Origin of the sequence: Sphingomonas sp. (genome assembly GCF_032114135.1) — a bacterium.
Lineage (GTDB): Bacteria > Pseudomonadota > Alphaproteobacteria > Sphingomonadales > Sphingomonadaceae > Sphingomonas.
Genome location: NZ_DAMCTA010000001.1, coordinates 771,231 through 786,388, shown reverse-complemented (window position 1 = coordinate 786,388; position 15,158 = coordinate 771,231). Strand labels below are relative to the sequence as shown.

Annotated in this window: 14 protein-coding genes and 1 tRNA gene; 6 read left to right on the top strand and 9 right to left on the bottom strand. The window is 66.7% G+C overall.

From position 1 onward, the window contains the following. Positions 1-49: 49 nt before the first annotated feature. Together gatC and gatA are read left to right on the top strand one after the other, a co-directional pair. Positions 50-337, top strand: a complete 288-nt coding sequence (gene gatC / locus RT655_RS03720; RefSeq protein WP_121076543.1) for an Asp-tRNA(Asn)/Glu-tRNA(Gln) amidotransferase subunit GatC — start codon at positions 50-52, stop codon at positions 335-337. Then, the gene (gene gatA / locus RT655_RS03715) at positions 334-1,815 is read left to right on the top strand and encodes an Asp-tRNA(Asn)/Glu-tRNA(Gln) amidotransferase subunit GatA (RefSeq protein WP_313535045.1); all 1,482 of its coding nucleotides are present in this window, start codon (positions 334-336) and stop codon (positions 1,813-1,815) included. Before gatC ends, gatA begins: the two co-directional genes overlap by 4 nt. Before the next feature lie 69 nt (positions 1,816-1,884). Here gatA and RT655_RS03710 read toward each other — a convergent pair whose 3' ends face one another. From RT655_RS03710 to RT655_RS03700, 3 genes are all read right to left on the bottom strand, one after another. Next, positions 1,885-3,180, bottom strand: coding sequence for a hypothetical protein (locus RT655_RS03710; RefSeq protein WP_313535044.1), 1,296 nt, complete (start codon positions 3,178-3,180; stop codon positions 1,885-1,887). A 74-nt stretch (positions 3,181-3,254) separates the two neighbouring features. Further along, positions 3,255-4,715, bottom strand: a complete 1,461-nt coding sequence (locus RT655_RS03705) for a hypothetical protein (protein ID WP_313535043.1) — start codon at positions 4,713-4,715, stop codon at positions 3,255-3,257. 130 nt (positions 4,716-4,845) lie between these two features. Then, complete coding sequence (locus tag RT655_RS03700) at positions 4,846-5,805, bottom strand: glycosyltransferase family 2 protein (protein WP_121076554.1); 960 nt, start codon at positions 5,803-5,805, stop codon at positions 4,846-4,848. 255 nt (positions 5,806-6,060) lie between these two features. Between RT655_RS03700 and gatB the strand changes: the two genes are divergently transcribed. Then, positions 6,061-7,572 (top strand): Asp-tRNA(Asn)/Glu-tRNA(Gln) amidotransferase subunit GatB, encoded by a 1,512-nt coding sequence (gene gatB / locus RT655_RS03695; protein WP_313535042.1) that lies wholly within the window; start codon positions 6,061-6,063, stop codon positions 7,570-7,572. Positions 7,573-7,585: 13 nt separating this feature from the next. After that, on the top strand, positions 7,586-8,203 hold the full coding sequence (locus RT655_RS03690; RefSeq protein WP_313535041.1) for a peptidylprolyl isomerase: 618 nt from the start codon (positions 7,586-7,588) through the stop codon (positions 8,201-8,203). A gap of 6 nt (positions 8,204-8,209) precedes the next feature. Here RT655_RS03690 and RT655_RS03685 read toward each other — a convergent pair whose 3' ends face one another. From RT655_RS03685 to RT655_RS03675, 3 genes are all read right to left on the bottom strand, one after another. Continuing rightward, complete coding sequence (locus RT655_RS03685; protein WP_313535039.1) at positions 8,210-8,929, bottom strand: Crp/Fnr family transcriptional regulator; 720 nt, start codon at positions 8,927-8,929, stop codon at positions 8,210-8,212. Positions 8,930-9,004: 75 nt separating this feature from the next. Beyond that, the gene (locus tag RT655_RS03680; RefSeq protein ID WP_313535037.1) at positions 9,005-9,193 is read right to left on the bottom strand and encodes a hypothetical protein; all 189 of its coding nucleotides are present in this window, start codon (positions 9,191-9,193) and stop codon (positions 9,005-9,007) included. A gap of 13 nt (positions 9,194-9,206) precedes the next feature. Beyond that, positions 9,207-9,389 (bottom strand): hypothetical protein, encoded by a 183-nt coding sequence (locus RT655_RS03675; protein ID WP_313535036.1) that lies wholly within the window; start codon positions 9,387-9,389, stop codon positions 9,207-9,209. A 112-nt stretch (positions 9,390-9,501) separates the two neighbouring features. Here RT655_RS03675 and RT655_RS03670 point away from each other — a divergent pair. Continuing rightward, a tRNA-Leu gene (locus RT655_RS03670) sits at positions 9,502-9,586 on the top strand. A 58-nt stretch (positions 9,587-9,644) separates the two neighbouring features. Next, complete coding sequence (gene tig / locus RT655_RS03665) at positions 9,645-11,267, top strand: trigger factor (protein ID WP_313535035.1); 1,623 nt, start codon at positions 9,645-9,647, stop codon at positions 11,265-11,267. A gap of 230 nt (positions 11,268-11,497) precedes the next feature. On the opposite strand, the gene RT655_RS03660 is transcribed toward tig, so the two are convergent. From RT655_RS03660 to RT655_RS03650, 3 genes are all read right to left on the bottom strand, one after another. Beyond that, complete coding sequence (locus RT655_RS03660; RefSeq protein WP_313535034.1) at positions 11,498-12,979, bottom strand: glycoside hydrolase; 1,482 nt, start codon at positions 12,977-12,979, stop codon at positions 11,498-11,500. Further along, positions 12,976-14,343, bottom strand: coding sequence for a glycoside hydrolase family 27 protein (locus tag RT655_RS03655; protein ID WP_313535033.1), 1,368 nt, complete (start codon positions 14,341-14,343; stop codon positions 12,976-12,978). The genes RT655_RS03660 and RT655_RS03655 overlap by 4 nt, the downstream gene beginning before the upstream one ends. 63 nt (positions 14,344-14,406) lie before the next feature. Continuing rightward, positions 14,407-15,114 (bottom strand): FadR/GntR family transcriptional regulator, encoded by a 708-nt coding sequence (locus tag RT655_RS03650; protein ID WP_313535032.1) that lies wholly within the window; start codon positions 15,112-15,114, stop codon positions 14,407-14,409. Positions 15,115-15,158: the final 44 nt, after the last annotated feature.

Here is a 15,158-nt window from a genome sequence, read left to right as displayed (position 1 = left end):
GCGCTACGGACGCTTGAAGGGGCGCGGCTCGGCTGTTAGGCGCAGGCGCATGTCCGTAGACACCGCAACCGTGAAGAAAGTGGCGAGCCTGGCGCGTATCGCGATCAGCGACGCCGACGCCGAGCGCCTGGCGCCCGAACTCAACAACATCCTCGGCTGGATCGAGCAGCTCGGCGAGGTCGACACCAAGGACGTCGCGCCGATGACCGCCGTGATCCCGAACACGCTGCGCCTGCGCGCCGACGTGATCACCGACGGCAACCAGCGCGAGGCGGTGCTGGCGAACGCGCCGCAGGGCGAATTTGGCTTCTTCACGGTTCCGAAGGTGGTGGAATGAGCACGCTGACCGATCTTGGCGTCGCCGCCATCCGCAACGGCGTGCGCGACGGCGAATTTTCCGCGCGCGAAGTTGCGGAGGCGTTCAACACCGCCGTGGCCGGTGCAGACGCGCTCAACGCGTTCATCGTCAAGACCCCCGAGCATGCGCTCGCCGCCGCCGATGCGGCCGACACGGCGCGCGCCGCGGGCGAGACGCTCAAGCCGCTGGCCGGCGTGCCGATCGGCATGAAGGACCTGTTCGCCACCAAGGGCGTGCAGACCACCGCCGCCAGCCACATCCTCGAAGGCTTCAAGCCCGAGTATGAATCAACCGTCTCGCACAAATTGTGGGAAGCGGGCGCCGGCATGCTCGGCAAGCTCAACCTCGACCAGTTCGCGATGGGCTCGTCGAACGAGACCAGCTATTTCGGCAACGTGATCTCGCCGTGGCGACGCAGCGAGGGCGACAATACGCCGCTCGCGCCCGGCGGCTCGTCAGGCGGCAGCTCGGCGGCGATCGCGGCACGGCTCTGCCCGGCGGCGACCGGCACCGACACCGGCGGCTCGATCCGCCAGCCCGCCGCCTTCACCGGCATCTCGGGCATCAAGCCCACCTATGGCCGCTGCTCGCGCTGGGGCGTGGTGGCGTTCGCCTCCTCGCTCGACCAGGCGGGCCCGATGGCGCGCGACGTGCGCGACTGCGCGATCATGCTCGAGGCGATGGCCGGGTTCGACGTGAAGGACTCGACCTCGCTCGACATGCCCGTGCCTGCCTGGGAAGCGGGCCTGTCCGCCGATCTGCGCGGCAAGCGCGTCGGCATCCCGGCCGAGTACCGGATGGACGGCACGCCGGCCGAGATCGAGGCGCTCTGGCAGCAGGGCATCGCCTGGCTGAAGGACGCGGGCGCCGAGATCGTCGAGGTCAGCCTGCCGCACACCAAGTACGCGCTGCCGGCCTATTACATCATCGCGCCGGCCGAGGCCTCCTCGAACCTCGCCCGCTATGACGGCGTGCGCTACGGCCTGCGCGAGCTGGCCGAGGGCCAGAACCTGCAGGAAATGTACGCCGCCACCCGCGCCGCCGGCTTTGGCGACGAGGTGAAGCGCCGCATCTTGATCGGCACCTATGTGCTCTCGGCCGGCTTCTACGACGCCTATTACACCCAGGCGCAGAAGGTCCGCACGCTGATCGCCCGCGACTTCGACAATGCCTGGAGCCAGTGCGACCTGCTGCTCACTCCGACCGCGCCGAGCGCGGCGTTCGGGCTGGGTGAGAAGGTCGATCCGCTGGCGATGTACCTCAACGACGTGTTCACCGTGCCGGCGAGCCTGGCAGGCGTCCCCGCGATGAGCGTGCCGGGCGGGCTGGATGCGACGGGCCTGCCGCTCGGCCTGCAGATCATCGGCAAGCCGTTCGACGAGCAGGGCGTGCTCAACGCCGGTTTGGCGCTGGAGCAGCGCGCGGGCTTTGCGACACGACCCCGGGCTTGGTGGTGACACGAGAGGGGGGCGACGACACCACGTCGTCGCCTCCCGTTCTTCCCGCCGCTTTGCGCAGCCTTTGCGCTATGCCGGGCGAACTGCTTTCCTGTGAACCGCCTTATCGATCGCGTAGCGGATCAGTCGAGTTGCGGCGTCGAGCGCGAGGAAGATGAGCAGGGTCGATATCAGATAGCGATAGCGCAGGATCGGCTGGGTGATCAGATACGGCAGCACCGGTAGCAGCAGTGCGATCGCGACATAGGCATAGCGGCGGTTGACCCAGATCAGAAACGGCAGCCCGAACAGGCCCAGCAGCGCCGTTCCGACCAATACCGCCTGCCGAAGCGCGACTCCCGACCCCGCGGAGCCGAACGTGCCCCAGAACCACCGGGGCGGAACGTAGAATTCCACCGCATGGTGTAGCAGCAGCGTCCGGAAGTCGCCCGGATGGGTTCGAATCCATGCCTTGGTTTCGTCGAGCAGCATGCGATTATATGCGATCTCGCCCCCGGCGGCTTTCAGCTTGGCCATGCCCACCGCGCTTGCGTGCGGATGAATGGCGAGGAGCCGGTCGAGATAATCCTTCTTGGGATCCGCTGGCGCGACGGCGCCGTCATGGTTGGCGAGGGCCATTTCCAGCCCGACATTGCTGCGGAGCCATACCGGGGCGCCGAGCGCCCGCTCGTTGCGAATTGCCCATCCGGCACCGACGAATGCCGTGGCTGCCGCGGCGGTGCCGCCGAGGATCAGCAACGACTGCCATGCGCGACGCTGCAGGAACAATAGGCCGAACATGCCGGCGGCCGCCAGGCCGACCGACGGGCTGAAGAAGAAGGCCAGCGCGATGGCGAGTCCCAGCAGAACGAGCTTCCGCGTCGGCGCCGGCGCCTTTGCTGCATCCATTTTTAGCACGACCAGCAGCAGCCCCAGCAGGAAGCAGGCGCCGATCACCTGCTCGCCGATACGCAGTTCGCGCACCTCGAGGCTGAACTGCAGCGGGAAGAAGCAGACGATGGCGAGCGCGACCAGCAGGCCTTTGCCGTCGGCGGCCAATGCTTCGAAGCAGCGCCAGGCCAGCCAGAAGCTGAGCACGACGAAGCCGCACGAGATTGCCGTGAGGATCAGCTCCGCAGGAATGCTGCCGACGCCGAACAACGCATAGACCAATGCCGCCATCTGCGGCGTGAAGATTCCGACATGCGCGGTCGGGCCGAGCCCAGGGCCGAAGGCATCCGCAAAGGTGCCATGTTCGGCAAGACTCGCTGCGACACGCTGATTTTCGGTTACGAGCGGCGCGAGATTGTGCGTGAGCACCGTCCACGCCATCCGGAGCAGAAAGGCTCCTGCCAGGAACAGGGCGGCCAAGCGGCGTCGGAACATGGGGTCTCTCCTCGAAATTGCCGCTCCGGTCCGGCCGCCCCGTCCGGCACCGGCGTCCGCTCGCGCCTCGCCGGTCATGCGGCGGCGCCGCGCCGGCTGCTGGCCACTTCCATCAGGATTGCCAGCGCAAAGAGCGGAATCAGCCACGCGACCCGGCCCTGATAGCGATCGAACACGCCGGAAATGGCGCCGCACACCGCACCGTTAAGCAACACGGCGAACACGACGAGCAGCGTCGCTTCGAAAAGGCGGGTATGCGCCGCGGAAAGGGTTTGGAAGCCGCCGGGTTGACCGCGAACCCGCGCGGCGAGGATCACCAGCGCAACCCCGCCCAGCGCATAGCAGGCGAGCATCAGGCCGCTGATCAACCTAAGCGGCATGGTATGATGCCCGATGCCACTCCGATGATAGGCCTGAATGTCCGGATGCAGCAGCGTCGTCAGCGCATCCCGCGGCATCAGACCATATTCGGTAACGCCCACGGTCGCGATTTGCCGGAACACGCCGGTAAGGCTCTTGCCGAGTTGCTCGAGCCCGTGGCTGCGCAGCGTGCCCAGCACGATCGGCCATTGCTCGTCGCAAATCCGGGCCTTCTCTGCGGCAGAGAGCGTCGCAAAGCTGACCGCGCTGCCGTCGCCGCTCCACAGGAACTCGTTCTCGGTCATCGGCATCCGCGGCAGGAAGCGGCAGGTCGCGTAGTGGGTCTGCGGGCAGGTCTCGCGCAGATATTTTTCCGCGGTGCGGTCACCGATCAATCGCGCCATCACGAAGGGCGGCGAATAGACAGTCAGCCCGGCATGGCGCGCAGCGAGCCCGAAGGCGAGCTGGCCCAGGCCCCCGGCGACGATCAGCAGCGCGATGAGCCCGAGGCTGGCCCAGCGCTGCCGATGGGTAACCAGACCGAGCAGGAACAGCGCGGCGAGCATGCCGAGCGCGAGCAGCAAGTGCGACTTGTGAAACAGAATGGCGGCCACACCCAGCGCGAGCCAGGCGAGCAACTCGGTGCGAGTAAGGGTGGCGCGGTAGATCGCGATCATCGCAACCGCGAGGATCATCAGTCCGGCGAATACATCGGGCATGACCGTCGTCGCGAAGATGCCGGCGCCGCCGATCAAGCCGATCCCGGCGACCACCGCCCATCGCAACGTGCGGGGAGCATCGGGCGCCATTCGTCCCAACGCGGCATAGATCGCGAGGACACAAAGCAGCGCCTGCAGCACTGGCAGCGCCCATACCCCCGCGACCGCCCAGCTCAGCGCGAACGCCGCGCCATAATAGACCGAACGGGCATCCGACACGCCATCCTCGGTGTCGATCCCCATCTTAGCCGACGGCCCGCTTTGTCCGGGCACCGTGGTCGGATGGGCAGAGAGCGGTATGTGGGCGGCGCTGGTCGCCGCCTTGCCGGCCTGAAAATAACCTACCGAATCGGGGTAGAGGATCGGGCTGCGGTTGATCGCCGCGGGCACCAGGAACAACAGCAGCGCGATCAAGGCGAAAAGGACGTCCGTTCGCTTCGATCGTGCAACCGTCATGGCGTACCCTGTTCCCTCATTCGCCTCGGCTGCGTTCCTTGCCGATCAGGCCGGTATTGCCGCGATGCACCGGCGTTGCATCCATGTTTACGTTCCGGGTGGGCGTCCACCCACCCGGAACGGGAGTGATTCAGGCGCGCGGCGCCGGCACGCCTAGATAGGCGAGGCGACGGATTTCGCGGCGGCCGCGTACGACGGTGTCGAGGATCAGGCCGGTGAACACGTTCAGCAGGCCGACGATCGAAAGGCCGGTGACGAGCACGGCCGTCGGGAAACGCGGCACCAGGCCGGTCTGCGCGTAGGTGATCGCCAGCGGGATCGCCAGGATGATGGCGAGAAGCAGCGCGATTCCCCCGAGAATGCCGAAGAACAGCACCGGGCGCTCGATGCGAAACAGGTTCACGATCGTCCGCAGGATTCTCCAGCCGTCGCGATAGGTCGAGAGCTTGGACGTGGAGCCTTCTGGCCGCGCGGCATAGTTGGTGACGATCTCCGAAACCGGCATCCGCAGCTCGAGCGCATGGATGCTTATCTCGGTCTCGATCTCGAACCCCGCCGACAGCACCGGGAAGCTCTTGACGAAGCGGCGCGAGAAGACGCGGTAACCCGACAGAATGTCGGTGAAGCTGCGCCCAAACAGCTGCGCGAGCATGCCGGTCAGCATGGCGTTGCCAAAGCGGTGACCCCGACGATAGGCCAGCTCGATTTCCGACTTGCGCGCACCGACGACCATGTCGAGCTGCTCGTCGATCAGGCGGTCGACCAGCTCGGGTGCGGCGTCCGCATCATAGGTAAGGTCGCCGTCGGAGAGGACGTAGACGTCCGCCTCAACGTCGGCGAACATGCGGCGGACGACGTTGCCCTTGCCCTGCATGCGTTCCTGTCGGACGATCGCGCCGGCCTCGGCGGCAACTTCGCACGTCCGGTCGCGGCTATTGTTGTCATAAACATAGACGGTCGCTTCCGGAAGCGCCGCCTTGAAGGCTGCGACAGTCCTGCCGATTGCGACTTCTTCATTATAACAAGGAAGCAACACGGCAATCTTCAGCCCGGCGAAACGTCCGGCACCCGTGGTGTCTTGCGGCGACATGAAGCTACCCCCGATATTTAGCATGCCAGAATCCAGATATTGTCGGGTTGGGTAGTGGATCGAGCCTCGTTGTGCAATGCCGAACAAACTGCTTCCCGGCACTGTTCGTCCCACCACAGAACTGCCGAAAAGCTGGCGGCGATACCGCCGCCAAACGTCGTTGCCGCACTGCGGTTCCAATTGCCCGCTGGACCTGGACGCCGCGACGCGCGATAGGCACAGGCACGCATATTCCCATTACCTTGTGAAGAGCACATGGCGACCAAGACTGCATCGAGCTACCGAATCCAGGGCGAGACCGGCGAATGGGAGGTCGTGATCGGCCTCGAAGTCCATGCGCAGGTGACGTCGAACGCGAAGCTGTTCTCGGGCGCGGCGACGGCGTTCGGCGCGGATCCGAACAGCCAGGTGAGTTTGATCGACGCTGCCATGCCCGGCATGCTGCCCACGCCCAATCGCGAGTGCATCCGCCAGGCGGTGCGCACCGGCATGGCGATCGGCGCGGTGATCAACAAATGGTCGCGCTTCGACCGCAAGAACTATTTCTACGCCGATCTGCCGCAGGGCTATCAGATCAGCCAGCTGTTCCATCCGCTGGTGGGCGAAGGCGAGATCACGATCAGCCTCGACGACAAGGATCCCGAGGCCGAGCTGAAGACGATCGGTGTCGAGCGCATCCATGTCGAGCAGGATGCCGGCAAGCTGATCCACGATCAGCATCCGAACCGCTCCTATGTCGATCTCAACCGCGCCGGCGTGGCTTTGATGGAGATCGTCTCCAAGCCGGACATGCGCTCGCCGGCCGAGGCGGGCGCGTATCTGTCCAAGCTGCGCGCCATTTTGCGCTATGTCGGCAGCTGCGACGGCAACATGGACCAGGGCTCGATGCGCGCCGACGTCAACGTCTCGGTGCGCAAGCCCGGCGAGCCGTTCGGCACGCGGACCGAGACCAAGAACGTCAACTCGGTCCGCTTCGTGATGCAGACGGTCGAGGTCGAGGCACGTCGCCAGGTCGAGGTGTTGGAGAGCGGCGGTCGCATCGTCCAGGAAACCCGCTTGTTCGATCCGGACCGGGCCGAGACCCGCTCGATGCGCTCGAAGGAAGACGCGCACGACTATCGCTACTTCCCCGATCCCGATCTTTTGCCGCTCGAACTCGACGACAGCTTCCTCGAGGATTGCCGACAGAGCCTGCCCGAACTGCCCGATGCCAAGCGCCGCCGCTACGAGGAATCGCTGGGGCTGAGCCCCTATAACGCCGCAGTGCTCACCGCGGAGGCAGAGACGGCGCGCTGGTTCGAGGCGCTGCTCGCCGAGAGCGCGCGGATCCAGAAGAAGGGCGAACAGGAAGTCGCGCGTTCCGCGGCGAACTGGCTGCTCTCGGACCTCTACGGGGCGCTCAACCGGCTCGGCAGGGGCATCGAGGAAAGCCCGGTCAGCCCCGAGGCGGGCGCCGAACTGCTCTCGCTGATCGCCGACGGAACGATCTCCAACACGCTGGGCAAGCAGGTGTTCGAGATCATGCTCGAGACCGGCGAGGCACCGGGCAAGATCGTCGAAGAGCGCGGCATGAAGCAGACCAGCGACACCGGCGCGATCGAGGCGGTGATCGCCGAGATCCTGGCCAAGAACCCCAATCAGCTGGAGCAGTATCGCGCCGGCAAGGAAGCGCTGTTCGGTTTCTTCGTCGGGCAGACGATGAAGGCGATGGCCGGCAAGGCTAACCCGGCGGTGGTCAACGAGCTGCTCAAGAAGGCGCTGAGCTAAGGGAGGCGAGGGGATGTTGCGTCGACTGGTCGTCTTTGCCCTGTGCTTGGTTCCGCTGGCAGCTTCGGCGCAGACCGCGCCGGCGCCGGCATCTCCGCCCGCCAATCCCAAGGTCGCGATCGAGACCAGCGCCGGGCCGATGGTCGTCGAGGTCTATCTCGACAAGGCGCCGGTCTCTGCCCGCAACTTCCTGCGCTATGTCGACGCCAAGCGCCTCGACGGCGTGGTGTTCTACCGCACCGTCAAACCGGCGGAGAAGTTCGGCTTCGTCCAGTTCGGCATCCAGAACGCGCCGGCCAAGATGTTCCCGCCGATCAAGCACGAGCCGACCACCGAGACGGGCATCAAGCATCTCGACGGCACGCTCTCGCTGCCGCGCCTCGCGCCTGGCACCGCGCGCGGCGAGTTCACCATCATGGTCGGCGACCAGCCCTCCTTCGATGCCGACCCAAGCAAGCCCGGCGACAATCTCGGCTATGCGGCGTTCGGCCGGGTGACCGAGGGCAAGGACGTGCTGCTCAAGATCCTCGATGCGCCGACCTCACCGACCAAGACGCTGGGCAGCAGCTTCAAGGGCGAAGTGCCCGAAGTGCCGGTGAAGATCGTCTCGGCCCGCCGTATCGCCGGCTGAGCCGGCTCAGAGCGGGTGCGGGTCCAGGTAGAGATAGCCCGGATCGAACTCGGCGAGTCGCTTCAGGCCGGGCAGGTCCTGGAACGCCACCACGCCGTTGCGGAACTCCACCAGCCCGCGCTCGCGCAATTCGCGCAGCACGCGGTTCACATGCACCGGGGTGAGCCCCAGGCATTCAGCGAGCTCGGCCTGGCTGATCGGGAAGCGGTAGCGCTCCGGCTCGGCATGGCCGACCACGCCCAGCCGGACGTGCAGCTCGCAGAACAGATGTGCGGCGCGCTGGATCGCCGAGCGGCGGCCCAGCGAGACTTCCCACTCGCGGTGGATCGCCGCGTCGACATTGGTGGAGAACCACATCACCCGGGTGAGGTGCGCCTGCGTCTCGGTGATCTCGCGCAGCCGCGGATGGGCCGCGCGAGCGATCGTGCAGGGCGTGAGCGCGAGCAGAGAATGGTCGAGCCGCTTGAGCGTGAAGCCGTGCAGGTCGGCGAAATCGCCGGGAACGTGCACATGGGTTATCTGCCGCGAGCCGTTTTTGAGATCCTTGTAGCGGCCGATGAACCCGTCCAGCACCAGCGTCGAGTAATTAAGCTCCTCGCCGGAGCGCACGATGGTGCGGCCCGCCGGATGCGTGACGGTGTCGATAATCGTTCCGCGCAGCGCCGCTTCTTCCGCAGCGCTGATCTCATCGCGTAGCCGAAGTTTGCGTAGGTGGCATTCGATCATCGCAGGCGCGTCTCCATCATGCGGCAGCGCCGCCGCCGTTGGGCTGCGCCGCCGCCATGGCAGGGGTGGAAGGGATTATTGCTCGTTGAGGTCCTGGTTCTTCACGACCCCATCGGCGCCATTCTCGCCGCCGGCGCCCAGCGGCACCGCGTCGGTGAGCGGTATGCCTTTCTTGGCTGCGGCATCGGCGGCGTCCGAGCGTGCCTCCACCGCCTGCTGGATGTCGGAACGCGGATCGTCGTTATCGTTGGTGATGTTCGGCATGGGAGCTTCTCCTTCAGGCGACCGGCTGGCCGGGGGCGATGCCGGGATCGATGCTCGGCGTGGTCTCGGGTGCCGGCACGTCGATGTCGGGGCCGGGCGGCGTGACTTCGGGCGGCGGACCACCGGGCTGGCCGGGGTTGGGCGCCGGGGCTTCGGGCGGCGGCGTGGTAGGCTGGATGGGGGGCTCTACCGGCATGGGACATCTCCTGTTCGTTTCAGCCCCAACGCCCCGCGACGCCCAATCGTTGCTTCGTGCTTGCCCCGAACCCCATGACTGCTATAGAGCCCGCCGACCGGCGGTGTCCCCTGCGGGCGTGGCGGAACTGGTAGACGCGCTGGATTTAGGTTCCAGTATCGAAAGATGTGGGGGTTCGACTCCCTTCGCCCGCACCAGTCCTCGCGGCTGATGTGTGGTACACCGCAATTCCGAATTCTTTTAGAAAGCGTGAGAATGCAGACTGTCGAGACGTTGAACGAGGGCCTGAAGCGCGCCTTCACGCTGAAGATCACCGCCCAGGACATCGACTCGAAGGTCGATGCAGAGGTCAAGCGGGTCGCTCCGCAGATTCGCATGCCCGGCTTCCGCCCCGGCAAGGTGCCGATCAACCTGGTGCGCAAGATGCACGGCGAGGCGCTGACCCAGGACGCGCTCAACAGCTCGATCCAGGAAGGCATCCAGCAGCTGATCGCCGATCACAAGCTGCGCCCGGCGATGCAGCCGTCGGTCAGCCTCGAGGGCGATTATGCTCCGGGCGGCGATGCGGAAGTGAAGGTCGAGCTGGAAGTGCTCCCCGACGTTCCGACCCCCTCGATCGAAGGCCTGAAGCTGGAGCGCCTGACGGTGCCGGTGCAGGATTCGGAAGTGCAGGAGCAGCTGAAGCAGCTCGCCGACCAGCAGAAGCGCTGGGACGATGCCGCCGAGGGCCATGCCGCGACCACGGGTGACCAGGTCGTCATGGACTTCGCCGGCAAGGTCGACGGCGTCGCCTTCGAGGGCGGCACCGGCGAGGGCATGGCCGTCGAGCTCGGCTCGGGCCGCCTGATCCCGGGCTTCGAGGAGCAGCTGGAAGGCGTGAAGGTCGGCGACGAGAAGCAGCTCAACGTCACCTTCCCGGAAGATTACGGCGCCAAGGATCTGGCCGGCAAGGCCGCGACCTTCGACGTCAAGATCACCGCGGTGCAGACCGCCGGTGAGACCGTGATCGACGACGACATGGCGAAGGCGTTCGGCCTCCAGGACCTGGAGCAGCTGACCGGCCTGCTGAAGGGCCAGATCGAGCAGCAGCTCAACGGGCTGACCCGCACCCACATGAAGCGCAAGCTGCTCGACCAGCTCGCCGCCGGCCACGACTTCCCGGTCCCGCCGTCGATGGTGGAAGCCGAGTTCGACCAGATCTGGCACCAGCTCGTCCACGAGACCGAGCATGAGGAAGATCCGGCCGCGGCGCTCGCCGAGCTTGAGAACGAGCGTGACGAGTATCGCGCGATCGCCGAGCGCCGCGTGCGCCTGGGCCTGCTGCTCAGCGAAATCGGTACGGCCAACGGCGTCGAAGTCAGCGCGCAGGAAATGAACCGCCTGATCGCGCAGGCCGCGCAGCAGTACGGCCCGGAAGATCGCCAGCGCTTCATCCAGTATGTCCAGCAGGAGCCGATGGCGGCTGCCCAGCTGCGCGCGCCGCTGTTCGAGGACAAGGTCGTCGACTTCCTGTTCGACAAGGCCGAGATCATCGATCGCGAAGTGACCAAGGAAGAACTGGAAGCCGCGATCGAAAGCGAAGACGGCTTCTCGTCGGGCACCCATGTGCACGATCACGACAACCACAAGCCGAAGAAGGCCGCCAAGAAGGCCGAGGCCTCGGACGAGGCTGGTGAAGACAAGCCCGCCAAGAAGCCGGCGGCCAAGAAAGCCAAGGCCGAGGAAGCTCCGGCCGCCGAGGGCGATGCGCTCGTCGAGGCCGAGCCGGTGAAGAAGGCGGCGACCAAGAAGGCCCCGAAGGGGGTCGAAGGCGAGGGCGAAGACGCCGCGCCGAAGCCGAAAAAGGCAGCGGCCAAGAAGAAGGCCGACGCTGAGTGATTTGAAAGGGGCCGGAGCGAAAGTTCCGGCCCTTTTTCTTTCTAATCCCCCTCCCGCTTGCGGGAGGGGCTAGGGGAGGGTGTGTGAGGGTAGCGGGCGAGATGCTCGCGGCGTGCGGATGACGTTCAGCCGCACTTGTTCACCGGCGGCTCTTGCCTCCCGCTCTCACCCTCCCCCGTCCCCTCCGGCAGGCGGGAGGGGGGAGCAGGCTTTCGCCGCAGGAGTAAGCCTCAGCGCAGCACGACGATCAGCGTCGTGACCGCCTTGGGTTCCGCCAGCGCCTCCGCCAACACGCCCGCGGCATCACGCGTGGCATCGGTAACGATCCGCTCCACCACCCGCGCCCCGGGCACGCCGATCGTCAGGCGCCGCGGCACCACGCCGCCATTGACGTGCACCAGCACCAGCTGCTTGCCATCCGGCGACACCGCGCCGACCGTGTCTTCATCGTCCACCGGCACCAGCCGATAGCCCGGCCGGATATAGCGGCTGAACTGTGCCATCGCCCAATATTTGCGCGTTACGTGGATCGGATGCTCGGCGCTCGCCGGCGTGTAGGCCATCTTGACGATGCCCCAGTTGCTGCCGCCGGCGCTGCCGTCGCCCTTGTCGCTGCTCTGCCGCTCCACCGCCTGCCAGAACACCCAGGCGACCGGTTCGAGCCGCTTGAGGTCGTGGACGACATGCTCGGCAAAGGCGAGCGGGCTCGCCATGCCGTCGAAGCTCTCGGGATCCTTGTCGAGCGGCGTGTCGTTCTCGCTCATCCACAGCCGGATGCCATGGGCGCGGGCGACGTCGCGCACCGCGGTCTGGTGGACGGTGCCATAGCTATGGACGTTGAGCTGGCCGATCCGCGCGCGCGTCCCCGCCGGATAGCCTTCCCAGTCGCGCACGAAGAGGTGCGAGTTGGTCTCGTCGGGCGCGGCGATGACCGTCTTGAGGCCATGCGTCTTGAGCGCGCGATCCGAGGCGTCGATCATCGTAGCCTGGCGCGCGGGGCTCCAGTGCGCACCCTCCTGGGTATTCTTGGCGAACCAATAATCGGTATTCGGCTCGTTGACCGGCGACAGCGTGCGGAAGGTGATGCCGTGCGACTGTTGCAGCCTGTCGACGACGATCGCCAGATATTCGGCGAAGCGCGCCTCCTGGCCGGGGCGGAGATTGTCGTCGGTGCCCTTCTCGGCGCCCGAGACCTTGCCGCTGACGGTCATGAACCAGGGCGGCGAGTTGGAGAATGCCTCGAAGATCGGCGCCTTCACCCGGCGCTTGATCGCATCGAGCCACCAGCGCTGGTTGGCGTCGGCCGACCAGTCCCACATCGCCGGATCGGCGGGGTTCCACCAATCGGTGCCGGTGGCGCCCGCCGGGCGGCGCCAGAAGCCGGGGACATCGGCGCCGGGACGGAGATAGAGCGCCGTTTCGGGCGCGTCGCCGCCGCCGATATTGTAGCGCGCGATCGTCCAGCCTAGGCCCCCGGGGCCATAGAACAGGTCGGCGAGCTTCTCGCGCACCGGATCGGGATAGCCTCCGGTGACGTGCGCGAACCAGGCGAGTGCCGTGCCCCAGCCCTCGAAGGGCTGGCCCGGCCGCTGGAGATCGGGCCGCAGCGTCAGCGTCACCACCGGCTCGGCGGCGGAGGGCGGGGCGCTGGTCTGGGCGAGCGCGGCGGGGGAGGCTGCAAACAGCAGCGAAAGGGCAAGCGTGCGGATCATGCGGGGCGTACTCGGTAGAGGGCGGCACCATGGGGCGACAGCGTGCGGGCGAGGCGGAGCGGGCTAGCTCCTTCGTCCTTGCCCTCCCACAGGTTGCGGACCTGCACCTTGCCCGTCAGGCCGAGCAGCCGCAGGTCGAATGCCGCCTCGCCGGGTTTGTCGCCGGTATTGAACAGCGCGACATAATGGCCACCCGTGGCCGCGCGGGCGGTCCAGACGCGGCGATCGTCGGCGACAAACCAGGGGCGGTTGTCGCTGCTCGCCTGGTTGACCGCGATCACTTCGCGGTTGGTGAGCAGCGCGCGGGTGGGCGCATCGAGGTGGCGCAGGTCGCCCCCCATGATCAGCGGCGAGCGGGCGATCGACCAGAGCGTCATCAGCGTGCGCTGCTCGTCGGGGGTGAACTTGGTGTCGCGCTGTCCGAGCGCGAGGCGGCCGAGCGGCAGCATGTCCGCATCGGGCCAGGCGCCGGGGCGGGTATGCGGGCTCCAATTCTCCAGCCGGGTGAACTGCGCCTCCAGCATCTTCCAGTCGTCCCAGAAATCGTCGGAGATGCGCCACATCTGCGCGTGCTGGGCAACATGAGCGGCGCGGGGCACGGGGGTTTCGCCGGGCGAAAGGCTGAGCAGGATCGGGCGGCCGCTCGCCTTGATCGCCTTGGCCGCGGCCTCGATCTCGGGCGCGTGGGCGTCATAGGGGCGGCTCATGTCGTCCATCTTGACGAAGTCGACCCCCCAGGATGCGAGCAGCGCGAAGACGCTGTCATAATAGGCCTGGGCGCCGGGCTTGCGCATGTCGACGCCGTACATGTCCGGGTTCCACGGGCAGATGCTGCCCTTGTCGGCGATGTCGGCGGCGCGGATGCCGTTGGTGCCGAGTACGGCCACGTTACGCTCCACCGCCAGCCGCGGAATGCCGCGCATCAGGTGCACGCCGAACTTCATGCCGAGCGCGTGGACCTTGGCGGCAATGGGTGCGAAGCCCTTGCCGTTCGCGGCCGAAGGGAAGCGGTTGGGCGCGGGGAGCAGGCGGCCATGCGCGTCCAGCGTCGGTACCGGCTTGGCGTTGTAGGTGTAGCTGCTCGCCTCGGGCTCGTACCATTGGATGTCGATGGTGAAGACGTCATAGCCGAAGGGCAGCAGCTCGCGCGCCTGGATCGCGGCGGTTTCCAGCGCCTGCGCTTCGGTGATGGTCGTGGCGAAACTGTTCCAGCTGTTCCACCCCATCGGCGGGGTAGGGGCGAGCAGGGGCGCCTTGGTTCCCGCGGCGGCGCGAGGGGCTGCTGCAAGGCTGCCGACAAGCGCCGCCCCCTTCAGCACGCCGCGCCGGCCGATCTCTCCCTTGCTTTCGATCGTGTCAGGCATCGACGTCTCCCTGTTGTTTTGTCTGACTATATCTGACCTGAAGATGACGTCAACGTCGGGCGCTCATGCCTTGAGCGACGATTCCGTGTCTTCCTGCGCCTGAAGAATCAGCGTGATCGTGGCGGCGCGCGCGGCCGCCGGATTGCCGTCCGTGATCGCCGCGAACAGGTCGCGATGCAGCGGGATCGAGTCGCGAAGTTGCTTCGCCTTGCGATGCTTGAACAGCGTGGTCGCGCGCACTGCCGCGCCGATGCTGCCCGACAGGCTGATCAGCAGATCGTTGGCGGTCGCCTCCAGGATGACGTTGTGGAACTGCTGGTCCGCCGCCTGGCCCTCCGGGCTCGACAATCCGGCCTCCTCCATCACTTCCAGCGCATGGCCCATGCGGCCGACATGTCGGCTCGAGCGCAGCCGCGCCGCCAGCTCGGCTGCAGCGGGCTCCACGATCATACGGAGTTGAAACAGACTCTCGACAAACGCCATCGGTGGTTCACCTTCGAACATCCAGGCGAGCAGGTCCGGGTCGAGCAGGTTCCAGTCCGCCCGCGCCCGTACGCGCGTGCCGGCCTTGGGGCGGCTTTCGATGAGCCCCTTGGCGGCAAGCATCCGCAGCGCCTCGCGGACCACGCTGCGCGACACGCCGCGCGATTCGGCGAGATCGAGTTCGCCCGGAAGAATTGTGCCCGGCAGATACCGGCCCGTCGCAATCGCGACCCCGATCTCGCGTGCAATCGATTGGTGCGCTGGGTTGCGCTTTCGCTGTTCCGTCAATGGTTTGCCCCCGTGTGGTGAGGCGATTTTGGAGCCAGTTCAGG